This is a genomic window from Nocardia sp. NPDC005366 (genome assembly GCF_040606855.1).
In the GTDB taxonomy this organism is placed as follows: Bacteria; Actinomycetota; Actinomycetes; order Mycobacteriales; family Mycobacteriaceae; genus Nocardia.
In genome coordinates this window covers 53,744-75,543 of record NZ_JBEXFQ010000018.1, presented here as the reverse complement: position 1 = coordinate 75,543, position 21,800 = coordinate 53,744, and the positions used below count along the sequence as shown (strand labels likewise).

Below are 21,800 nucleotides of genomic sequence, written 5' to 3'. Positions count from 1 at the left end.
CACCGTGCGTATTCACGGCAACACGTGCCTCCGCGCCGGAGGGCCTGCCGCACCGAAATATTCCTGGCTTCCCCGGCTGTCGGACAATCGATCAGTCCTTCGAGGTCTCGCGTGATCGCAATCCATCGAAGATGGTGGTGATCGCACGGTGGCGCCGGGCCTCATCCCAGCCGTAGTGTTCGGCAGCGGCGCTCAGACCGTACAGCGTGGTCAGAACATCGGATAGTTCGATATCCGCACGCACGGCACCAGCGGTCTGTGCGGCAACAAGCACGTGCGAGATCGTCGCGCGCAGATCCGCGGCGATGATCTCGATCGCCGCGGGTTTCTCCGTCGCCTGCACGGCATCGGCAATCCCGAGGTGCTTCTTCACCGTCGCTTCGGCCACGATCCCATCCATGATCTCGAACAGGGCATTCGGCGAATCAGGTTGGGCGACGGACGTCCGGGCCTTCTCGACCAGACGCCGCATGCGCTCGGCGACGATCGCTTCGACCAAGTCCTTCTTGGTCGGGAAGTGCCTGTACACGGTGCCGACCCCGACTCCCGTAACCCGCGCCACCTCCTCGATCGGCACGTCGATGCCCTGCGTCGTGAACAACGACTCGGCCACCTCCAGCACCCGAGCCCGGTTGCGCCGGGCATCGGCGCGCAACACTCGCTCGGCCGTCACGGCACCAACCCGTTGACAAGCGGAATCCACATTCCGTATCGTCCAATCGGAATCATGATTCCGATTATATCGAGCGAATGGGACACTCATGCATCACTCGCCCCTGGGTAGATCCGGACTGAAGGTCTCCCGTATCAGCTTGGGTGCCATGAATTTCGGGGAGTCGGCGTACTTCACCAGCTGTGGCGAGGCCGACGCGCGGCGGATCATCGACCGGTTCCTGGCCGCGGGGCACAACCTGATCGACACGGCAGACGCCTACACCGGCGGCGAATCCGAGCAAATCGTCGGGCGCGCCGTGCGCGGACGTCGCGACGAAGTATTGATCTCGACGAAAGCATTTCTGCCCCAGGGGGATGGCCCCAACCATCGAGGGTTGTCGCGGGCGCATCTGACCCGCGCGTTGGAGGCGAGTCTGCGACGCCTGGACACCGACTACGTCGATATCTACTACTGTCATCAGTGGGATCCGGACACTCCGATCGAGGAGACCATGGCGACCCTGGACGGTTTCGTCCGGTCGGGCAAGGTCCGGTACCTGGGCTGTTCCAACTTCACCGCCGCGCAGATCGTCGAATCACAATGGGCCGCACAGCGTGTCGGCGGTACACCATTCACCGTGCTGCAGGCGCAGTACTCGCTGGTCGCGCGCACGATCGAGGCGGAGATCCTGCCGACCTGCCATCGTCACGGCCTGGGGGTCACCGCATGGAGCCCGCTGGGGTCGGGCGTGCTCACCGGCCGATACCGCGACGCCGTCCCGGCCGCAGACAGCCGACTCGGCAGACTGCTGGCTTCGCCGGTGCCGATGGCCAACCGCTGGGCCGGCGAACTGCTCACCGACCGGAATCTCCGCATCGCCGACGAAGTAGTGCGGGTCGCAGCCGAACTGGGCACTACCGCCGTCGCCGTCGCGCTGTCGTGGGTAGGCAGTCGAGCGGGCATTTCCTCGATCTTGATCGGTCCTCGCACCGTCGAACAACTCGACGAGAACCTCACCGAGATCCCACTGCCGACAGAACTCGCCGAGCACCTCGACGAGTTGTCCGCCCTTTCCCACGAACGGTGAAGAGGTCGCGGAGTCGGGTCATGATGGGTTGATGTCGTACAACCTGGACGGGTTCGAGGCTTCGTGCCGTTTTCCGATGTGGACATGGCCCCGGCCGCGGCCGGGGTCTACGTCGTGGTGCGCCCGGTGACGAGCTTGGACCGAGTGGGACGGGGAGGAGAGAAGGTGGCGACGATCTCATGGCTGGGCTACGAACCACCGGTCACCACGGGCGCATCTGACCGGACTCGGACACTCCTACGGCTCCTACACCCTGGCCCGAGCGCTACAGGATCCAGGAACCGGACAACCGGTCGATGACGCCGTGTTCTACGGCTCGCCCGGAATCAACGCCAGCGACGAACCCGACCTCGGACTGCGCCAGGGCCACGGCTATGTGATGCGCTCGGCCGATGACCCGATCACCCTCGGCGACACCACCCATACCTTCGGTCCCGACCCGGTCACCACCAACCTCGAACAACTATCGGTCGGCGCTGGGACCACCGCCGACGGGGTCTCGCGGGAAGGCCCGGCAGGCCACAGCGAATACCCCCGCCCCAGCGGTGAAGGCCCGTGGAACGGGAAACTGCGCACCTCCGGCTACAACATGGCCGTCGTCATCGGTGGACTACCCGCAGAACAGCTGTACCGATGACACGGCGTCGACTCAGAACCGCGACAGCCCACCTGATGACCGCAGCCTTACTGCCGATGTTGCTGCTGACCGGATGCGGAGAAACCATGCTCGACGGCCCCCAGACCTACACCGATCCCCGATACCGACTGGCCCCAGATCCTGCGCTCGGCCACCGAAATCGCACGATCGTTCGGCCTGAACACAGTCGAGACAGTCATCGATCGCCCTGGCGACCACGATGTGACCTTCACCAGCGAGGACGGGAACCTGCTACGTTTCGGCACCTTGAAAGCGGCCGTGCTGCGTGCAATTACCGGCTGCCGCTACGAACAAGCCGACCTCGACAAACCGCCCGAGTAGGAACCGCCGCTGCGCCGGTCGGCCCGCGTGCCTGTGTCGGCACGGGGCGGGGGTGCGGTCTTCATGCCCCGCCGGTGAGGTAATTCCTGAGGATGGCCGTGACGGCGGTGATCTGCGCCGTCGGGACGTGCTCGTCGCGTTTGTGGGCCAGATTCGGATCGCCCGGCCCGAAGTTCACGGCGGGGATGCCGCGCGCCGCGAAACGGGAGACGTCGGTCCAGCCGTATTTTGCTCGCACCCCGCCGCCCCCGTGGGCATCGATCGACGCGATGAGATCGGCGGCGGCGGGCGCTGTCAGACCGGGAAGCGCGCCGGGCGCGGAATCGGTGACCTCGAATCGGAGGTCGAGGCCCGCGAAGACCTCGCGGACATGGTCGACGGCCTCGGCCACCGAACGGTCCGGCGCGAAGCGGAAATTCACGTCGACCTCGGCGAGGTCGGGCACCACATTGCCCGCCACACCACCGTGGACGCGGACCGCGGACAGACCCTCGCGGTAGACGCATCCGTCGATATCGACCTGCCTGGCCTGGTATTCCGAGAGCCGCCGCAAGACCGGGGCGAGGCGGTGCACGGCATTGTCACCCAGCCAGGCCCGCGCCGAATGCGCGCGCGTGCCCTCGGTGGTGAGCCGGACCCGCAGGGTGCCCTGGCAGCCCGCCTCGATCCAGCCGCCGGAAGGTTCGCCGAGGATCGCCAGATCCGCGTCGAGCCAATCCGGCAGGTCGCGCTCGATATGGCCGAGACCGTTGAATTCCGCGGCGATCTCCTCGCCGTCGTAGAAGATCAGCGTCAGATCGCAGACCGGATCGGCGACGGTCGCCGCGAGATGCAGAAATACCGCGTCACCGGATTTCATATCGACGGTGCCGCAGCCGAACAGCACATCCGCGCCGGTGGCGTCGGTGTCGAACCGGCTCGGCACATTGTCCGCGATCGGCACGGTATCCAGATGACCCGCGAGGACCACCCGCGTCGGCTTGCCCCGGTTCGTCCGCGCCAGCACCACATTCCCGTGCCGGAGCACCTCGAAGCCGGGGGTCTGCTCGCGCAGCGCCTGTTCCACGATGTCGGCGATCGCCGTCTCGTCGAGGGAAACGCTGGGAATGTCCACCAATGCGGCGGTCAGGGCGATGGGATCCTCGCGCAGGTCGATGGTCACGACCTCAGCCTACGGAGACCGATGCGACGCTTCCTGGGCGGCCCGCACCCCGTTGTGACCGATAAGCCGCAGGTAGGTTCACCACGGGCCGCCGCGGGTCGGTAACCTCTGTCGACGTGAGCATCAAGGGAGCAGCAGCAGTCGGCATCGCCAATGTGACGGCGGACGGAACCGTCCTCGACACCTGGTACCCGAGCCCGGAGCTGGGCGAATTCGGCGAAACCGGCACCAAGCGTCTCGATGACGCGGCCCAGGGCTACTCGGAGTACGCGGCGCTGCTCGGCTTCGACGAGGCGCGCGGCGTCGACGTGATCGCGGTGCGCACGGTGATCGCCGATCTTTCCGCCCCGCCGGTCGACGCGCACGACGTCTACCTGCGCCTGCACCTGCTGTCCCATCGGCTGGTCACACCGCACTCGATCAGCCTCGACGGCCAGTTCGGCCTGCTGAGCAATGTGGTGTGGACCAATCACGGCCCGGCGGCGGTGGAAGGTTTCGAGACCACCCGCGCCAAACTGCGCGCCCGCGGCCCGGTCACCGTCTACAGCATCGACAAATTCCCGCGCATGGTCGACTACGTGATCCCGACCGGTGTGCGCATCGGCGACGCCGACCGGGTCCGGCTCGGCGCGCACCTCGCCTCCGGTACGACCGTCATGCACGAGGGGTTCGTCAACTTCAACGCGGGCACGCTCGGCAATTCGATGATCGAAGGGCGTATCTCGGCCGGAGTCGTCGTCGGCGACGGTTCCGATATCGGCGGCGGGGCATCCACCATGGGCACCCTGTCCGGCGGCGGCACCACGATCATCTCCATCGGCGAGCGTTCGCTGGTCGGCGCGAACGCGGGCGTCGGCATTCCGCTCGGTGACGATTGCGTGGTCGAGGCCGGGCTCTACATCACCGCGGGCACCAAGGTCGCCACGCCCGACGGCACCGTGGTCAAGGCCGCCGAACTGTCCGGGCAGAACAACCTGCTGTTCCGCCGCAATTCCCAGAGCGGCGCGGTCGAGGTCGTCTCCCGCAAGGGCACCGGGATCGAACTCAACGCGGCGTTGCACGCGAACGACTGAGTTTCTGAACCGCCTGCCGCACGACTCGAATCGTCGCGCGGCAGGCGGTCGCGGTCGATTGCCCGTACGGAAACGCGAATCGTGCGCCCGGTGCGCGGCTTGCGTACGCCCCACGCCGCCTCACCGGGCGGGCGCGGCCTCCAGCCCGAACGCGATGACCCGGTCCGGGCGGATGCGGATCATCTCGCGGGAGAGGCCTTCCATATAGGGCCGCACATCGGTCAATGCCTGCGCGGTGCCCCGGATTTCGAGACAGCGAACGCGCCAGGGCTGCACGGAGGCGACGTCGTCGACGACGAAGGCGACCCGGTCGTTATCGGCCAGATTGCGAAATTTCCACGACGCGCCCATATTCCAGCCCGCGATATCGATGGTCCCGAGTTCAGCGTTGTACCGGAAGCCGACGGGGTTGTTCTGCGGCGAGCCGTCCGGGCGGACGGTAGCCAGCCGCCCCAACCGCTGGGTGCGCAGGTAATCGATCTGTTCGGGGGTCAACTGTGCGTTCATGTCCGTGACCGTAGAACCTGCACCTAACTCGAGGTCAATCCCCTCGGCTCAGCGACTTCTTCTGCACCTTGCCCATGGCATTGCGCGGGAGCGCGGCGAGCACATGAACCTCCCTGGGCCGTTTGTGCACCGAAAGCTGTTGTGCCACATGCTCGATCAATTCCTTCTCGACGTCGGTGGCCGCACCGTCGCGCAGCACGACGAAGGCGACGACACGCTGACCGAGATCGTCGTCGGGCAGGCCGACCACCGCGACCTCGGCGACGGCGGGATGACCGAGCAGCACGGTCTCGACCTCGCCCGCCCCGATGCGGTAGCCGCCGGATTTGATGAGGTCCACCGATTCGCGCCCGACGATGCGATGGAAACCGTCGGCGTCGATCACGGCCACATCACCGGTTTTGAACCAGCCGTCCTCGGTCCAGCTCTCGGCGGTGACCTCGGGACGATTCAGATATCCGTCGAACAGCATCGGGCCCGTCACCTGGAGCCCGCCGATACTCTCGCCGTCGTGCGGCACCGGCGCGCCGGATTCGTCGCGCAGCCGGGTCCGCACGCCTCGGACCGGGGTGCCGACCCAGCCCGGCCTGCGCTCACCGTCGGCGCGTGTGGACAGCGTGATCAGGGTTTCGCTCATGCCGTAGCGCTCGACCGGGGCCTGCCCGGTGAGTTCGCGCAATTTCTCGAAAACCGGCACGGGCAGCGGCGCGCTACCGGACACCAGCAACCGCGCATCGGCCAAACGCCTTGCGGCATCGGGATCTTCGACGATACGCGACCACACCGTCGGCACCCCGAAATACAGCGTTCCACCCGCCTGCGCATACGCCCGCGGTGTCGGCCTACCGGTGTGGATCAGCGCAGAACCCACCCGCAGCGGGCCGAGTACGCCGAGGATCAGCCCGTGCACGTGGAACAGCGGAAGACCGTGCACGAGTACGTCGTTCGCGGTCCACGACCACGCATCGGCGAGGGCGTCCAGACCCGCCGCAATGGCGCCGCGGTTGAGCACGACACCCTTGGGCAGGCCGGTGGTGCCCGAGGTGTAGAGCACGAACGCGGGCGAGGCCGGGTCCGGTTCGGGGTAGGTGTGCCAGGAGCGAGCGTGCACGCGCACCGGAACCACCGGCAGTTCGGTGCCATCCGGCGCGTCACCGAGCCACGCCTGGGCTCCGGAATCGGCGAGGATATGGGCGAGTTCGGCCGCCCCCGAATCCGGCGGCACCGGAATCACAGTGACGCCGGCGATCAGGCAGCCGACCACCGCGAGCACCGTCGTCACCGTCGGCGCGGCCAGCACCGCCACCCGGTCGGCGCGGGCGATCCGCTCCGCCACCGAGGTCGCAGCGCCGAGTAGATCACTGCGCGACAGAGTGGTTCCGTCGATGGTGACCGCATCGGGAATATCCGCGCCCGCGGCGACGGCGAGCGGGTTCAGGGAGGTGAGCAGCAGCGGCGGGCCGAACGACATCCGCTCACGCTACTGTGCGCGCGACGCGACGTGCGACGCTGCCCCGACCTGCCGGCGAGCGCGATCCTCGCGGCGCGGCGGGCAGGGGACATGGTGGGGCGGAAACGATTCTCGACACCTGGCCGAAACCCGCGTCACAGCTGGATGACGTGCACGACGAGGCGGTTGACACCCCACCGAGGCGGTGAGACGGTTTATGCACACTTTTCTCAACGATGAGAACGAGGTCGATGATGACCAGACCACTGCGCGCCGCCGCCTCCCCGCGCACCGGGGCCGACGACTTCGACATCACGCGCCACATCGACGGATCGGCCGCCTTCTTCGGCGCGGCAGCCAATGTCATCATGCAGCTCAGCACCCCCGCGGTCGGCTACGGCGTGCTGGAGAGTCCCGTCGACAGCGGCAAGATCATGACGCACCCGATCAAACGGACTCGCACCACACTCACCTATCTCGCGGTCGCGATGCTCGGCACCGAGGACGAGCGCGTCGCCTACCGCCGGGCGGTCGACGTCTCGCACCGGGCGGTGCGCTCCGGCCCTGCGAGTCCGGTGAAATACAACGCCTTCGATCCGAGGCTGCAATTATGGGTGGCGGCCTGCCTCTACTGGGGCGCCCGCGACCTCTACGAACGCATGCACGGCCCGATGGACGAGGCCGCCGCGGACGGCTTCTATCACCACGCCGAACGTCTCGGCAGCACCCTACAGATGCCCGCCGCGCTGTGGCCCGCCGATCGCGCGGCCTTCGATCGCTACTGGACCGAGAACCTGGCAAGAACCAGGATCGACCCGCCGGTGCGTGCGATGTTCGACGATATCGTCGACCTGAAGATGTTCCCCTGGCCAATCCAGCTGGCGTTCGGCCGATTCCACCGCTGGGTGACCGCGGGCATGCTGCCCGCCCGTCTTCGCGAGCAGATGGGCATGAGCTGGAGCGAACACGACGACCGACTGCTCGACCGACTGCTCAGCACCGTCGGCGCGGTGGAGGATCGTATGCCGAGGCAGGTCAAGGCATTGCCGATGAACGCCTTCCTCTGGGATATGCGGCTGCGCCGTCGTCTCGGCCTGCGATTGGTCTAGGCGAGCAGCCGAGCACGGGAAACGGCGTCAGGGCACCCGGAACGAGACGACGACGTGGTCGCGAGCGAAACGCCGCATGGCCTCGTCGTCGCTCAGCGGGATCACCGTCTGCGGTGTGAGGGCCAGCGATACCGCGGTGCGCGCGATCATCTCGGCCAGCGGCGCCGGGTCGTAATCGGGCAGTTTGCCCTCGCGCTGGAGCCTGGTCACGAATTCGGCCAGGTAGTCGCGGCCGAGTTCGATGATCGGCGCGCCCCGCGTGGTGAGGAATGGCAGGACGAGTTCGGGTTCGGTGGCGAGCAATCGGTGGACCAACTCGTTGCCGCGCAGGCCGTTGATGAATGCGGCGAACAGTTCGACGATCTGATCCTCGGCGCTCGCGTCGCGGTCGACCTGACGTTGCAGCACCGCGTCGACCTCATCGATGAAATCACGGGACTGCCGCAGCGCGACGGCCTGGATGAGATCGGATTTGCTGGCAAAGCGCCGGTAGAGCGTGGCAAGAGACAGTCCGCAGCGCCTGGCCACCTCGACCATGCTGGTGCGTTTGATCCCGAAGTCGAGGAAGGCAAGCAGGGCGGCATCGAGAACGCGCGCTTGATTGCGATCCTCCGGGCCCGCGTTGCGCACCAGGGGCAGCAGCTTCGTCAGCCTCGCCATGTTCTCACCCTATTCGCTGTCGATTCCGGAGAAACGATGACGATGCAAGCATCGCATAACGTCATCGCCGGCCGGGGTTCATACCGATTGACAGCCTACCGACACGATGAGAGAGTTAGAAAGTAATCTTCTCATTTTCGTCACCGCCGACGAAGACAGAAAGACGGGGATCCCATGACCGCGCCGCTTCGCGCAACGACGCCTGAACCTGCCCTGACCTGCCGCTACGGCACGGCAGACGACTTCGACATGGAGGAGTTCTGGACCGGGATCACCGCCTTCCTCGGCGGCACCGCGAACGTCATCATGCAGCTCAGCCTGCAACCGGTCGCCTACGGCGTGATGGAGAGTCCCGTCGAATCGGGCCGGATCACCGTCCACCCGTACAAGCGCCTGCGCACCACGCTGACCTATCTCGCCGTCGCGCTGATGGGCACCGACGAGGACAAGCGGATCTACAAGGAGGCGGTCAACATCTCGCACCGCCAGATCCGCTCCGGACCCGACAGCCCGGTCAAATACAACGCCTTCGATCCGACGTTGCAGCTGTGGGTGGCGGCCTGCCTGTACTGGGGCATCGTCGACCTGGAGGAACGGCTCCACGGTCCGCTGGATCCCGACACCGCTGAGGTGTTCTACCAGTACGCCTCCCGGCTCGGCACCACCCTGCAGATGCGCAGGGAGATGTGGCCCGCCGACCGCGCGGCGTTCGAGGAGTACTGGAATTCCGAACTGGCGACCAAGACGATCGACCCGCGCACCCGCGCCTTCTTCAACGACATGATCAATCTGAAGATGATCGCCAAGCCGCTGCGCGTCTTCGCGCCGTTCCAGCGCTTCCTCGTGGTCGGACTGCTGCCGCCGCAGCTGCGCGAGCAGATGAGAATGACCTGGACGGACCGGGACGAGCGGGTCATGAACGCGCTGATGCACGCCATCGGCGCGACCCAACGCCGATTCCCCAAGCCCGTCAAGCTCTTTCCGCTCAACGCCTGCCTATGGGATATGCGTCGCAGGCACCGTCTCGGCAAGCCGTTGGTCTGATCAGGATCGCGAGACCAGCGCCCGGAGAAAGAAACTCAGATTGGCCGGGCGCTCGGCCAGGCGGCGGGTCAGATAGCCGTACCACTCGTTCCCGTACGGAATGTAGACCCGCAACGCGTATCCGGCCTCGGTCAGCCGCAGCTGCTCGGCCTCGCGGATGCCGTAGAGCATCTGGTGTTCGAATCGCTGCGCGGGACGGTTCGTTTCGGCGGCCATCGCCTCGGCCGCGCGGACGAGCACCGGATCGTGCGTCGCCACCATCGGATAGCCCGCCCCGCGCATGAGCACCTCGAGGCAGCGCAGATACGAGTCGGTCACCTCGCTGGCATGCTGGAACGCGACGCCGTGCGGTTCCCGATAGGCGCCCTTGCACAACCGGATTCGCGAGCCTGGTCCGGCGAAATCGGCGCAGTCGGATTCGGTGCGTCGCAGGTAAGCCTGCAGAACCGTGCCGAGCCAGGGAAATTCGGGACGCAGCGCGCGCACCGAGGCCAGGGTGGCGTCGGTGGCCGTGTGATCCTCCGCGTCGACGGTCACCCAGACCCCGGCTTCGGCGGCCTTGGTGCACAGGGTGTGCAGGTTGTCGGTGGCGATGGCCGGCCCGTCGACGGGCAAGGCCTGGCCGAGGGCCGACAACTTGACCGACACCTCCACCGGCGCGGGCTCGACACCGGGCGGATCGCGGCGACCGAGGGCGGCGAGATCGTTGATGAGCGAGAGGTATTCGGCCACGGTCGCGTCGGCGCGCGCCCGATCGGTGGTGTACTCACCGAGGAAGTCGACGCTGATCAGCCGATCGCTGCCAAGCAGGTCCACCACGACCGGCAGTAGATCCCGCCGTGTCTCCCCCGCCACGAAGCGGCGGACGATACCGGCGGTGACCGGCGTGCCGGTGAGCACCTTCTTCATGCGCGGCGAGCCGGCCGCGGCGAGGATGACGGGCCGCAGCGGATTCATCGCCGCGCACCGGGAACCGGAAGCTGTCCTGTCTCGCGCACCATGCCTCCTCTGTCGTCGTCGCGACCGAATCCGGACGCCGGGGAGATCGGGTCGGTCGTCCTCACTCGTCCATATGCGGGTACCGGTGATCAACCGGCGCCACGAAGGTCTCCTTGATGGTCCGTGGCGCGACCCACCGCAGCAGGTTCAGCGGTGAGCCCGCCTTGTCGTCGGTTCCCGAGGCGCGTGCGCCGCCGAAGGGTTGCTGTCCGACCACCGCGCCGGTGGGTTTGTCGTTGACGTAGAAATTGCCCGCCGCGAATCGCAGCGCGGCACCGGCCTGTTCGATCGCCCTGCGGTCACGGGCGAAGATCGCGCCGGTGAGCGCGTACGGCGACGCCGAGTCCACCTCGGCCAGTATCGCGGCGTAGGAGCCCGGTTCGGCGTCGTCGTAGATGTGCACCGACAGGATGGGCCCGAAATACTCGGTGGTGAACGACTCGTCGCGGGGATCGTCGGACAGCAGCACCGTCGGACGCACGAACCAGCCTTCGGCATCGTCGTAATCGCCGCCGACCGGAATGGTGACCCCGGCGTCCCTGGCTCGCTCGATGGCGGCCACGTTCTTGTCGTAGGCCCGTCGATCGATCAGCGCACCACCGAATTTCGTCAGATCGGCCACATCGCCGTACTCGAGTCGCGCGGTCAGATCCAGGAAATCGTCGCCCATCTCACGCCAGACCGATCGCGCGATATAGGCGCGCGAGGCGGCCGAACACTTCTGTCCCTGGTATTCGTACGCGCCGCGGATCAGCGCGGTGCGCAACGCATCCGGATCGGCGGACGGGTGCGCGACGATGAAATCCTTGCCGCCGGTCTCCCCCACCAACCTCGGATAGCCGTGATACCGGCCGATATTCACCCCGACCTGCTGCCACAGGTACTGGAACGTCGCGGTGGAACCGGTGAAATGGATTCCGGCCAACCGCGGATCGGTCAGCGCGACCTCCGACAGGTCGGCCCCGTCGCCGGTCACCATATTGATCACCCCGGGCGGCAGGCCCGCGGCTTCGAGCAGCCGCATGGTGTAGAAGGCGGCGAGGGTCTGGGTCGGCGACGGCTTCCAGACCACCGTATTGCCCATCAGCGCGGGCGCGGTCGGCAGATTCCCCGCGATCGCGGTGAAGTTGAAGGGCGTGATCGCGTAGACGAACCCCTCCAGCGGCCGGTACTCCAGACGATTCCACACCCCGGACGATGACTGCGGTTGCTGTTCCATGATCTCGCGGGCGAAGGCCACATTGAAACGCCAGAAGTCGACCAGTTCGCAGGGAGCGTCGATCTCTGCCTGAATCGCCGATTTCGACTGCCCGAGCATGGTCGCGGCGGCGATGGTCTCGCGCCACGGGCCCGCCAGCAGGTCGGCCGCGCGCAGCAGAATCGCGGCGCGCTCGTCGAAGGGCAGTGCGCGCCAGCCCGGAGCGGCGGCGATCGCCGCCTCGATGGCGACGCGCGCCTCGGAATGGGTGGTATCGGTGTAGGTCCCCAGGACGTGAGCATGCCGGTGCGGTGCGACGATGGAGTGGCGTTCGCCGATACCCGGTCGATGCTTGCCGCCGACCACCAACGGGATCTCGAAGGATTCGGCGGAGATCTCGGCCAACCGCGCGAGCAGCAGTTCACGCTCCCGGGTGCCGGGTGCGTAGGAATGCACCGGCTCGTTGGCGGGGACAGGGACAACCGTGACAGCGTCCATACCCCAGGCTATCGCCCTTCGCGTGCTCGCGTGCGCCAGGCGCCGATCAGCGTGTCCGCCGGACCCGGGTCAGGGCTCGCCGAGGCGCCGCGCCGCCGCGGCGATACGCTCGTCGGTCGCGGTCAGGGCGATGCGCACATAGTCGGCGCAGGCCGGGCCGTAGAACGCTCCGGGAGCGGCGAGTATGCCGCGCTCGGCGAGCCAGTCCAGCGTGGTGTGGCAGTTCTCGCCGCGAGTCGACCACAGGTAGAGGCCCGCCTCGGAATGATCGATGCGGAAACCGGCGGCCAGCAAAGCATTTCGCAGCGTCTCCCGGCGCGCCCGGTACCGCTCCCGCTGCTGCGACTCGTGGGCGTCGTCGCTGAGCGCCGCGGTCATCGCGGCCTGGATCGGGAAGGGCACCATCATGCCGGAGTGTTTGCGCACCTCGAGCAGTTCGGCGACGAGTTCGGGATCGCCCGCCACGAAGCCGGCGCGGTAGCTGGCCAGATTCGAGGTTTTCGACAGGGAATGCACCGCGAGCAGACCGGTGTGGTCGCCATCGCAGACATCGGGATCGAGCACCGATACCGCCCGGCCCTCCCAGGTGAGCCCGAGGTAGCACTCGTCGGAGGCGACGATCGCACCGCGCTCGCGGGCGAAAGCCACCACCTTGCGCAGGTGGTCGACGCCGAGCACCTTGCCGGTCGGATTCGACGGCGAGTTCACGTAGATCAGTGCCGGATTCCGGGGGCCGAGCTGGGTCAGCCCGTCCGCGCGCACCACTTCGGCTCCCGCGAGCAGGGCCCCCACCTCGTAGGTCGGGTAGGCCGCCTCGGGGATGACGACCAGATCTGCCGCGCCGAGGCCGAGCAGTTTCGGCAGCCCCGCGATCAATTCCTTGGTGCCGATCACGGGCAATATCGCGGCCGGGTCCACATCGGTGACCCCGTAGCGCCGCTTCAACGCGTCGACGGCCGCGGCGCGCAGTTCAGGGGTGCCGTGCGTGGTCGGGTAGCCGGGAATCTCGGCTACCGAGTTCAACGCGGTCCTGATCAGCGGGGCCACCGGGTCGACCGGGGTGCCGACGGACAGGTCGACGATGCCACCTGGATGCGCCGCGGCCTTCGCCTTGACCGAGGCGATGGTGTCCCACGGAAAGTCGGGCAGCAGACTGCTGACCCGCACGCGAGCGCCCACGTGCGAACTCACTCGCCCATCGGGGGGAGTTCTTTGATGAACGACGGATCGAAATCCACCTTGCCGACCTTGGTCGCGCCGCCCGGCGAACCCAATTCGTCGAAGAAGTCGACGTTGGCGTTCACGTACCCGCTCCACTGGTCCGGTGTGTCGTCCTCGTAGAAGATCGCCTCGACCGGACACACCGGCTCACACGCACCACAGTCCACGCACTCGTCGGGATGGATGTACAGCATGCGGCCGCCCTCGTAGATGCAATCCACGGGACATTCCTCGATGCACGCCTTGTCCTTCACGTCAACGCACGGTTCAGCGATGATGTACGTCACTGCCGCTCTCCTAGTCTGGTACTCACCTGCGGGCGGGTCCGCCTGCGGAACCCTATCCCGACACCCCGATTTACCGCGGGTCAGCCTGCCCTAACTTCTGGCTCCGACCCCGGCTCGTTCGCACCGCGTCCACGCCGACGCCGCCAGAAAGATCCTAGTGCCGCCACCATCGGGGCGCTGCCATCGAGTGACCGATCACTCGAAGCCAGCGGGTCACCGCGCAGCTATTTCCAGATCCGCCCACAGCAGTTCCAGCGGAAAGGGATCGGAAGCCGTGACGGCCACCTCGCCCATATCCCGGTGCGTGGTACCGAGATGGGCGGCACGTCCGGGGGGTCTATCCGACGACCAGCGGAACCGGGGTGGCCTTGCGGTCGATATGGCCGTAGACGGTGGTGCGTTCGCGCACCGGCCTGCCGATACCCTCCGCGATCTCGCGCAGTTCGGCGACGGTTTTGGCCGAGCCGTGCTGCGAGCCCGCCATGCGGGAGATGGTCTCCTCCATGAGGGTGCCGCCGAGATCGTTGGCGCCGCCGTTGAGCATCATGCGGGTGCCCTGGGTGCCGAGTTTGACCCAGCTGGTCTGGATATTGGGGATACGGCCGTGCAGCATGATGCGGGACAGGGCGTGGGCCGCGCGATTGTCGCGGATGGTCGGGCCGGGTCTGGCCGCGCCAGCCAGATAGAGCGGAGCGCTCTGGTGGACGAAGGGCAGCAGCACGAATTCGGTGAAACCGCCTGTCTCGTCCTGGATTCCGCGTAGTACGCGCAGATGGCCCACCCAGTGCGACGGATTGTCCACGTGGCCGTACATCATGGTCGAACTCGAGCGCAGGCCCACCTGGTGCGCCGTGGTGATGACCTCGATCCACGCCGAGGCGGGCAGTTTGCCCTTGGTGAGCACCCAGCGCACCTCGTCGTCGAGGATTTCGGCCGCGGTGCCCGGAATGGTGTCGAGCCCAGCCTCTTTCAGCGCGACCAGCCAATCCCTGATGCTCTGCCCGCCGCGTGACGCGCCGTTCACGATCTCCATCGGGCTGAACGCGTGCACGTGCATCGACGGCACCCGCCGTTTCACCGCGCGCACCAGATCCGCGTACCCGGTGACCGGCAGGTCGGGGTCGATACCGCCCTGCATGCAGACCTCGCTCGCGCCGTCGACGTAGGCTTCCCAGGCCCGATCCGCCACTTCGTCGGTACTCAGCGTGAAGGCGTCGGCATCGCCCTTGCGCTGGGCGAAGGCGCAGAAACGGCATCCGGTGTAGCAGATATTGGTGAAGTTGATATTCCGGTTCACCACGTAGGTGACCTCATCGCCGGACACCTCGCGGCGCAGCTGATCGGCCAGCGCCACAACGGCTTCCAGATCCGCGCCGTCGGCGGTGGCCAGCGCCAGGTATTCGGCGTCGCTCAGGCCGGCCGGATCGGCTTCGGCGGCCCGCAGCGCGGCCAGCACATCGGCGTCGAGCCGCTGGGGCGCGGTGATCGCCAGATCGCGGGCCTGCTCACGAATGGTGTCCCAATCGCCGAACGCGCCGACGACCTCCTGGCCGAGTCCGGAATCGCTGCGGCTCTCGGTCTTGCGTCCGGTCACGTCGATCGAGGTATTGAGATCGACCCGACCCGCCGATTCCCAGTTCTCGTCGGGCTCCTGCCACGGCAGACCCACCGGCATCGCGTCGGGATTCGCCAGCCCGGTCGCCGGATCGGTGAGCGCGGCGACGTGCGCACCGATGCGCGGATCGATCCACGGATTGCCCGCGCGCACGTACTTCGGGTGCGCCGAGGTCCGCTCGACCAGCTGGTAGCCGCCCGCCTCGGTGATCTCGCGCAGGGTGTCCAGATTCGGCCACGGCCGTTCGGGATTGACGTGGTCGGGCGTGACGGGCGAGACCCCGCCCCAGTCATCGATACCCGCGTCGATGAGCGCGAGGCATTCCCGCTGGGAGACCAGATTCGGCGGCGCCTGCACCGGCACGTCGGGACCGAGCAGCAGCCGGGTGACCGCGATGGTGGCGCGGAACTCCTCCAGCCCCGCGTCCGGCACATCGCGCATGGCGGTGTCGTCCTTGGCGCGGAAGTTCTGGATGATCACTTCCTGGATATGCCCGAATGCCTTGTGCTGCTTGCGAATCGCCATGATCGATTCGGCGCGCTCGGTCATGGTCTCGCCGATGCCGACCAGGATGCCCGTGGTGTAGGGCACCGAAAGCCGTCCGGCATCGGTGATCGCCCGCAGCCGCACCGCCGGATCCTTGTCGGGACTGCCGTAGTGACACTGCCCCTTCTCGGTGAACAACCTGGCCGAGGTGGTCTCGAGCATCATGCCCATGGACTGCGCCACCGGCTTGAGCCGGGAGATCTCGGCCCAGCTCATCACACCGGGATTCAGGTGCGGCAGCAGTCCGGTCTCCTCGAGCACCAGGATCGACACGGCGCGCAGGTAGTCCAGCGTGGAGTCGTAGCCGCGTTCGTCCAGCCACTGCGCGGCCTCCGGCCAGCGATCCTCCGGCCGGTCACCGAGGGTGAACAGGGCTTCCTTACAGCCGAGCGCCGCCCCTTCGCGCGCGATCTCGAGCACCTCGTCGGGTTCGAGGAACATGCCCTTGCCCTCGGCCCGCAATTTGCCCGGCACCGTGACGAAGGTGCAGTAGTGGCATTTGTCCCGGCACAACTTCGTCAACGGGATGAAGACATTGCGGGAGTAGCTGATGGTTTTCGGGCGACCCGCCGACTCCAGGCCCGCGTCGCGCACCCTGGCGGCGCTGCGGCACAGGTCGACCAGATCCTCGCCGCGGGCATGCAGCAGCACGGTGGCTTCGTCCACGTTCAAGGTCACACCGTCACGCGCACGCCGCAGCGCCCGGCGCATGGCCGATGACGTGGGCGGCGCGGGGGGGACACTCGGTGTCACTAGCTCGGTCACGCCCTCGATCATGCGCTACACATCCTTCGCTGTCTTCCTCCAGTGCACGTGAGTGCGCGTCGCGAGCGAGCCGACGCAATGCACGGCCACGCGCACGACGACGGCGACGCCGTAGTCGTCAGCAGCACAACCTCGCGGTGGCGCGCGGTTATTCCACGAACCGCGCCGGGCGGTCCGGCCGACCGCGTGGGGAGGCGGCGTTCAGCGATGCCCGCCGGGGCTCCCGCCTCGTCGGCCCGTTGGTTCACCCGAGGGATGCGTCGCACAGTCGCGCTGAGCCGACGGGGCCCGCGATGTTCGTGCCACGATGGCGGTATGTCGCAACCGCGAACCATACTGGCCGATCCGGCCTGGCGTCCCAGTCCCAAGGCGAAACGCCTGTGGAGTCTGCAGGCCATCGTATTCTGGCTGATTCCGGTCGCGGCCGTGCTGATCTGGGCACTCTTGGACGCGGGACATCGCGGATGGCAGGGCGTCGCGCTGATGGTGGTGCTCGTCCTCGGGATCTTCAGCGCGACGGTGGTTCCGTGGTGGCGGTACGCGGTGCACCGCTGGGAGGTGACCGACGAGGCCGTGTACACACGGGTCGGCTGGTTGACGCAGGAAAGCCGGGTGGCGCCCATCTCACGGGTGCAGACGGTCGACACCGAACGCGGACCGCTGGAGCGATTGCTCGGGCTGGCCACGGTGACGGTCACCACCGCCTCCTCCGCCGGGGCGGTGCGGATCGAGGCGCTTGACCTTCCGATGGCCGAGCAGACGGTGACGCGATTGACCGAGATCGCGGCGCTGCACCGCGGGGACGCGACATGAGCGCTTCGCTACCCGGTCCCGAGCCCGGGACCGAGGAGCCATGGCTTCGCCTGGACAGGCGAATGCTGTTGGTCCATCCGGTAAACGAGATCGTGAAATTCATCCCGGTACTGATCGGCACGCTCATTCTCGGGACCAGCAGCGGTAATCACGGGTGGAGTCTCATCCCGCTCGCCCTGATCGTCGGATTCGCGCTCACGCGATGGTTCACCACCACCTACCGGATCGGGCCGACGCATGTCGAGTTGCGAACCGGTCTGATCCAGCGACGCAAACTCTCGGTGCCGCGCTCCCGAATCCGTTCCGTCGACATCGAATCCGATCTGCTGCACCGCGCACTTGGCCTGGCGGTGATGGTGATCGGCACCGGACAGCAGGCGGATAAGGGCGAGAAGTTCAGACTGGACTCGCTCGACCGCGATCAGGTGCCGGCCGTGCGCGCGACACTGCTCGCGCATGTGTCCGGCTCACCGAAAACCACGGGGGAACAGACGATCCCGCCTTCCGATGACGCGCCCTCGCACCGCGTTGTCTCGGAACCGATGCCGGAAAGGGAGATCGGGCATTGGCAGCCGGGCTGGGTTCGCTACGCGCCGCTCTCACTCACCGGATTCGCGGTGATCGCGCCGATCGTCGGCGTGGGATTCCAATACGGACTCGGCGAAGCCCTGTTCCGCTCGAATGCCGCGCAGAGTATCGAGGAGGGCACCGCGGCACTGGTCTCCGTTATCGTGCTCGGCCTTGTCGCCGCCATCGTGGCACTCGTCAGCCTGGCCGCGTGCACCCGCTATCTGGCAACCTATTTCGGCCTCCGGGTCACCGACAACGGCCGCACGCTGCATCTGCGTCACGGCCTGTTCACCACCAGGCAGATCACCCTGGATCTGGCACGGTTCCGCGGCGCGACCATCAACGAGCCACTGCTGCTGCGACTTTCCGGCGCGGCCGAACTCGAGGCGATCATGGTCGGGGAGAATTCACGCCAGAAACTCCTGCCGCAAGCGCCGAGGTCCGCGGTGGAACGCACCCTCGCCGAATTACTCGCCTCGCGCGCGGCGATTCCGCGGGGCACGACAACCTATGGCACACAAGGCGATAGGGCGCTCACAACAACCGCTGACCATCCGACCGCCCGCGACGACAGCACGTCGGCCCTGCTGAGTCCCCAGGGCAGCATCCCCCTGGTACCCCACGGCGTCGTCGCGCGCCGCCGCCGCTACACCCGCGCGCTCGCCCCGTCCCTCATCACCGTCGTGATTCTGCTGCTGTGCACTCTGGCCGGACTCGACTTCTCCCCGTGGTGGTGGCTACTTCCGGCATCGACCGCACTCATCGCCGCCGCCCTCGCCGAGGACCGCTACCGTGGACTCGGCCACGCCGTCATTCCCGCGACGGCGACCACCCCGGCCTGGCTGATCACCCGAGCCGGATCACTCGACCGCGACCGCGACTGCCTGGAAGGCCCCGGCATCATCGGTTGGACCGTGCGCCAGTCCTTCTGGCAGCGCCGATCGGGTATCGCGACGGTCGTGGCCGCCACCGCCGCGGGCAAGAAGCGCTACGTGGTGGTCGACATACCGATGGAAGACGCCCGAGCCCTGATCGCGGCCATCACTCCCGGCCTACTCGGCGTCCGCTCCTTCCCGCGCGAGGGCGAGCCGAATCCACCCGTCACGGACTGAATACCGGCCACCGACCTCGCGCGGCTATCGACCGATCGAAAGTCGGTGTTGGAAGACGTTACCGGGATCCCACGTCGCCTTGATCCCGCGCAGCCGTTCGTAGTTGCCGCCGTAGTAGAACTCGTGCCACGGCACCCCTGAGGTATTCCAGTTCGGGTCGGCCAGATCCGGATCGGGGTAGTTGATGTAGCTGCCACCGTTGAACTCGTTCGGCACGGGCACACCGCCGGTGTCGGCGTAGACGTCGCGGAACATCTCTCTGGCCCAGGCGACATAGCGGTCGTCGTCGCCCGGAAGTCGCCAGGCCGCGTGGACGAGCACCTTCATGAACGAGTCCCGCGCGGGCACAGCGGTGGCGTCGGCGGCCACGGCGTTGGTCGCCCCGCCGAAAGGCATGAATTCCAGCTGGGATTCGCCGAGGAAACGGATATCGGTCAGGTAGCGGTACAGGGTCCGCAACTGCTCGGTCGAATACGACTTGCGCAGATAGGCGGATTTGACCTTGACCCGGAAACCGGGCATGCCCTTGGCGTAGTAGACGTTCGCGACGGTATCGGCGTAGGACGCCCGGGTGGGCGGCAGCATGACGAGTCCCGGTGTCACCCCCTCCGAGATGGCGGCGACGAACTCGTCGAACATCTTCCCCGCGTCGGGCAGGTCGCCGTCGAGCAGAATCAGCACATCCGAGCCCGTGATACCCGGACGGATGTGCAGCGGCGCGTACAGGCCGGTGAACGGATCGCCCGGCGCACTGTGCCGCTCGAAGAACGCGAGGTAGTTGCCGACGAAACGAATGAACGACTCCTCGTTCGCGAGCGGCAGCGCGAGCCGTGTATGCAGCATGCTCCCCGGTGATTTCGGCAGCGCCCGAGCCGGATCAGCGCCGTCGGAATCCGCCGAGCGCAGCAGATACCGCGTCACCACCCCGAAATTGCCGCCCCCGCCGCCGGTGTGCGCCCACCACAGATCCGCGTTCGGACCGTCCTTGGTCGCCACTACGGTCGAGGCGGCACCGCTCGAGTCGACGGTGACGATCTCCAGCCCGTACAGGTGATCGGCCATCAGCCCGAGCCGCCGCGACAGCGGACCGTATCCACCGCCGCTCACATGACCGCCCGCGCCGACACCCTTGCAGATCCCCGCCGGAACCGTCACGCCCCAACCACCGAGCAACCGCTCGTACACCGTGCCGAGATCCGCGCCGGATTCGACGGAGAACGCGCGATGGGTCTCGTCCCACGACACCGCATTCAACCGCTGCAGATCGACAATCGTCTTGGTCCGGTCATTGTCGACAAAATCGTCGAACCCGTGCCCGCCCGACCGCACCGCGAGCGGCGATCCCTCGCTCACCGCCCGGGCGACCGCCAGCCGGACCTCCTCGGCGTTCGACGGCACGAAGATCTGCTGCGGGCGGGCGGCGAACCGCCGGTTGTAACCACGCGTCGCCAGCGTCAGGTAGTCGGCATCGCCCGCGCGCACGACCGTCGGTTCCAGGGCATTCGCGACCGGCTGACTCAGCGCGGTCACCGCGCCGGCGACAATGGGCGCGACGAGAAAACCGCGACGAGACAACAACATTGAACTTCCCCCGAGTGGAGCGTCGATATAATCGATCGAAACAGTAGCGGGTCGTCAGCCGACGCGCGAAATCTCACCGAGCGGGGTAGATGCGTTCGCCGCCGGTAGGACACGGGTACTGCGTACCGCGCCACACGAGCGGCCCGCATTCAGCTCGGGCGCACTCTCCCGGGGGCGGATCCGGCGAAGGTATAGGCCAGCGGCGGGACCAATCCACACAGGAGCAGCAGCAGTGTCGGCCAGTCGCTGAGCAGCATGATGTCGCCACCGGGCCCGCTGACAGAACAGGCGAAGAAACCGAAAGTCCACGCGAGCACGGGGAGCAGTGCGACGCCGGGTCGGTCGGTGAGGGTACGCATGGCCGCGACCAGCACTACGTTCAGCACCCCGGCGAGCAGGGCGGTGACCGGGAAGGCGACAGCGCCATCGGTCAGCGCGGCGGCCAGTCCGGCGGGGGCGGCGACCACCTCCGGCTCCGGCGCGGGCACGCTGCCGCTGCCGAGGTAGACCGGGAGGTAGAGAACCTCGAATACCAGGGTGAACAGGCCGCTGAAGACGAGTACCGACATCACCGCGACGGCGGGAATCCCTTCCAGCCGGTCCCGGGCGGCGCCGGTCGCTCCGGTCCGCTTATCGACGGTCGCCGTCACGAGACCGGCGGGTAACCGAGAAGGGAGAGCAGGTGGCTCTGCATGTCGACGAAGGTGTACAGCACCGACATGTACAGCTCGTGTTGCGCCGGCCAGTTCGGCTTCATACTCTCCACGAACGCCACGATGGCGTCCTGGAGCTGCCAGTTGTACATATGACGAGTCTATTCCGCTCGACACCCGCGGGTCAGTCGCCGTCCGCGGCCACCGGGCAGCTGC

General features: G+C 67.2%; 20 protein-coding genes and 1 pseudogene. 8 read left to right on the top strand and 13 right to left on the bottom strand.

The features are described from left to right. Positions 1 to 91 precede the first annotated feature (91 nt). A complete protein-coding gene (locus ABZS43_RS21235) occupies positions 92 to 673 on the bottom strand; it encodes a helix-turn-helix domain-containing protein (RefSeq protein WP_355037642.1) in 582 nt (193 codons plus the stop codon). Between the two features lie 88 nt (positions 674 to 761). Between ABZS43_RS21235 and ABZS43_RS21230 the strand changes: the two genes are divergently transcribed. The 3 genes and pseudogenes from ABZS43_RS21230 to ABZS43_RS21220 all read left to right on the top strand — a co-directional run bounded on the left by ABZS43_RS21230 (position 762) and on the right by ABZS43_RS21220 (position 2,721). Further along, complete coding sequence (locus ABZS43_RS21230) at positions 762 to 1,742, top strand: aldo/keto reductase (RefSeq protein WP_355037641.1); 981 nt, start codon at positions 762 to 764, stop codon at positions 1,740 to 1,742. A 135-nt stretch (positions 1,743 to 1,877) separates the two neighbouring features. Further along, positions 1,878 to 2,379 (top strand): annotated as a pseudogene (locus ABZS43_RS21225) (alpha/beta hydrolase); the annotation flags it as partial. A gap of 114 nt (positions 2,380 to 2,493) precedes the next feature. Beyond that, entirely contained in the window at positions 2,494 to 2,721 is a 228-nt protein-coding gene (locus ABZS43_RS21220; RefSeq protein ID WP_355037717.1) for an LppA family lipoprotein, read from the top strand. Between the two features lie 61 nt (positions 2,722 to 2,782). On the opposite strand, the gene dapE is transcribed toward ABZS43_RS21220, so the two are convergent. Beyond that, positions 2,783 to 3,883 carry a succinyl-diaminopimelate desuccinylase gene (gene dapE / locus ABZS43_RS21215; protein WP_355037640.1) on the bottom strand — a complete coding sequence of 367 codons (1,101 nt, stop codon included), beginning with the start codon at positions 3,881 to 3,883 and terminating at the stop codon, positions 2,783 to 2,785. A gap of 116 nt (positions 3,884 to 3,999) precedes the next feature. Between dapE and dapD the strand changes: the two genes are divergently transcribed. Next, on the top strand, positions 4,000 to 4,956 hold the full coding sequence (gene dapD, locus ABZS43_RS21210) for a 2,3,4,5-tetrahydropyridine-2,6-dicarboxylate N-succinyltransferase (RefSeq protein WP_355037639.1): 957 nt from the start codon (positions 4,000 to 4,002) through the stop codon (positions 4,954 to 4,956). Between the two features lie 120 nt (positions 4,957 to 5,076). Here dapD and ABZS43_RS21205 read toward each other — a convergent pair whose 3' ends face one another. Both ABZS43_RS21205 and ABZS43_RS21200 read right to left on the bottom strand, forming a co-directional pair. Next, positions 5,077 to 5,463 carry a PPOX class F420-dependent oxidoreductase gene (locus ABZS43_RS21205; RefSeq protein WP_355037638.1) on the bottom strand — a complete coding sequence of 129 codons (387 nt, stop codon included), beginning with the start codon at positions 5,461 to 5,463 and terminating at the stop codon, positions 5,077 to 5,079. A gap of 34 nt (positions 5,464 to 5,497) precedes the next feature. Further along, complete coding sequence (locus ABZS43_RS21200; RefSeq protein WP_355037637.1) at positions 5,498 to 6,934, bottom strand: acyl-CoA synthetase; 1,437 nt, start codon at positions 6,932 to 6,934, stop codon at positions 5,498 to 5,500. A gap of 233 nt (positions 6,935 to 7,167) precedes the next feature. On the opposite strand from ABZS43_RS21200, the gene ABZS43_RS21195 reads away from it, so the two are divergent. Further along, complete coding sequence (locus tag ABZS43_RS21195) at positions 7,168 to 8,022, top strand: oxygenase MpaB family protein (protein WP_355037636.1); 855 nt, start codon at positions 7,168 to 7,170, stop codon at positions 8,020 to 8,022. A 27-nt stretch (positions 8,023 to 8,049) separates the two neighbouring features. On the opposite strand, the gene ABZS43_RS21190 is transcribed toward ABZS43_RS21195, so the two are convergent. Beyond that, positions 8,050 to 8,682: a TetR/AcrR family transcriptional regulator gene (locus tag ABZS43_RS21190; RefSeq protein ID WP_355037635.1), complete on the bottom strand. Its 633-nt coding sequence runs from the start codon at positions 8,680 to 8,682 to the stop codon at positions 8,050 to 8,052. 174 nt (positions 8,683 to 8,856) lie between these two features. Here ABZS43_RS21190 and ABZS43_RS21185 point away from each other — a divergent pair, with 174 nt between their 5' ends. Continuing rightward, positions 8,857 to 9,726 (top strand): oxygenase MpaB family protein, encoded by an 870-nt coding sequence (locus ABZS43_RS21185; RefSeq protein WP_355037634.1) that lies wholly within the window; start codon positions 8,857 to 8,859, stop codon positions 9,724 to 9,726. Here ABZS43_RS21185 and ABZS43_RS21180 read toward each other — a convergent pair whose 3' ends face one another. The 5 genes from ABZS43_RS21180 to ABZS43_RS21160 form a co-directional block, all read right to left on the bottom strand. Beyond that, positions 9,727 to 10,683 carry a proline dehydrogenase family protein gene (locus tag ABZS43_RS21180; RefSeq protein WP_355037633.1) on the bottom strand — a complete coding sequence of 319 codons (957 nt, stop codon included), beginning with the start codon at positions 10,681 to 10,683 and terminating at the stop codon, positions 9,727 to 9,729. 103 nt (positions 10,684 to 10,786) lie between these two features. Further along, the gene (gene pruA / locus ABZS43_RS21175; RefSeq protein WP_355037632.1) at positions 10,787 to 12,421 is read right to left on the bottom strand and encodes an L-glutamate gamma-semialdehyde dehydrogenase; all 1,635 of its coding nucleotides are present in this window, start codon (positions 12,419 to 12,421) and stop codon (positions 10,787 to 10,789) included. A gap of 69 nt (positions 12,422 to 12,490) precedes the next feature. Further along, on the bottom strand, positions 12,491 to 13,612 hold the full coding sequence (gene dapC, locus ABZS43_RS21170) for a succinyldiaminopimelate transaminase (RefSeq protein WP_355037631.1): 1,122 nt from the start codon (positions 13,610 to 13,612) through the stop codon (positions 12,491 to 12,493). Then, positions 13,609 to 13,929, bottom strand: a complete 321-nt coding sequence (fdxA, locus tag ABZS43_RS21165; protein ID WP_355037630.1) for a ferredoxin — start codon at positions 13,927 to 13,929, stop codon at positions 13,609 to 13,611. The genes dapC and fdxA overlap by 4 nt, the downstream gene beginning before the upstream one ends. 337 nt (positions 13,930 to 14,266) lie before the next feature. Continuing rightward, positions 14,267 to 16,867: a bifunctional FO biosynthesis protein CofGH gene (locus ABZS43_RS21160; protein WP_355037629.1), complete on the bottom strand. Its 2,601-nt coding sequence runs from the start codon at positions 16,865 to 16,867 to the stop codon at positions 14,267 to 14,269. A gap of 303 nt (positions 16,868 to 17,170) precedes the next feature. Here ABZS43_RS21160 and ABZS43_RS21155 point away from each other — a divergent pair, with 303 nt between their 5' ends. Both ABZS43_RS21155 and ABZS43_RS21150 read left to right on the top strand, forming a co-directional pair. After that, a complete protein-coding gene (locus tag ABZS43_RS21155; RefSeq protein WP_355037628.1) occupies positions 17,171 to 17,668 on the top strand; it encodes a PH domain-containing protein in 498 nt (165 codons plus the stop codon). Next, positions 17,665 to 19,350, top strand: coding sequence for a PH domain-containing protein (locus ABZS43_RS21150; RefSeq protein ID WP_355037627.1), 1,686 nt, complete (start codon positions 17,665 to 17,667; stop codon positions 19,348 to 19,350). Before ABZS43_RS21155 ends, ABZS43_RS21150 begins: the two co-directional genes overlap by 4 nt. 24 nt (positions 19,351 to 19,374) lie before the next feature. Here ABZS43_RS21150 and ABZS43_RS21145 read toward each other — a convergent pair whose 3' ends face one another. The 3 genes from ABZS43_RS21145 to ABZS43_RS21135 form a co-directional block, all read right to left on the bottom strand. After that, a complete protein-coding gene (locus ABZS43_RS21145) occupies positions 19,375 to 20,931 on the bottom strand; it encodes an FAD-binding protein (protein ID WP_355037626.1) in 1,557 nt (518 codons plus the stop codon). A 149-nt stretch (positions 20,932 to 21,080) separates the two neighbouring features. Then, positions 21,081 to 21,581: a hypothetical protein gene (locus tag ABZS43_RS21140; protein WP_355037625.1), complete on the bottom strand. Its 501-nt coding sequence runs from the start codon at positions 21,579 to 21,581 to the stop codon at positions 21,081 to 21,083. Next, positions 21,578 to 21,736 (bottom strand): hypothetical protein, encoded by a 159-nt coding sequence (locus tag ABZS43_RS21135; protein WP_355037624.1) that lies wholly within the window; start codon positions 21,734 to 21,736, stop codon positions 21,578 to 21,580. Before ABZS43_RS21135 ends, ABZS43_RS21140 begins: the two co-directional genes overlap by 4 nt. Positions 21,737 to 21,800: the final 64 nt, after the last annotated feature.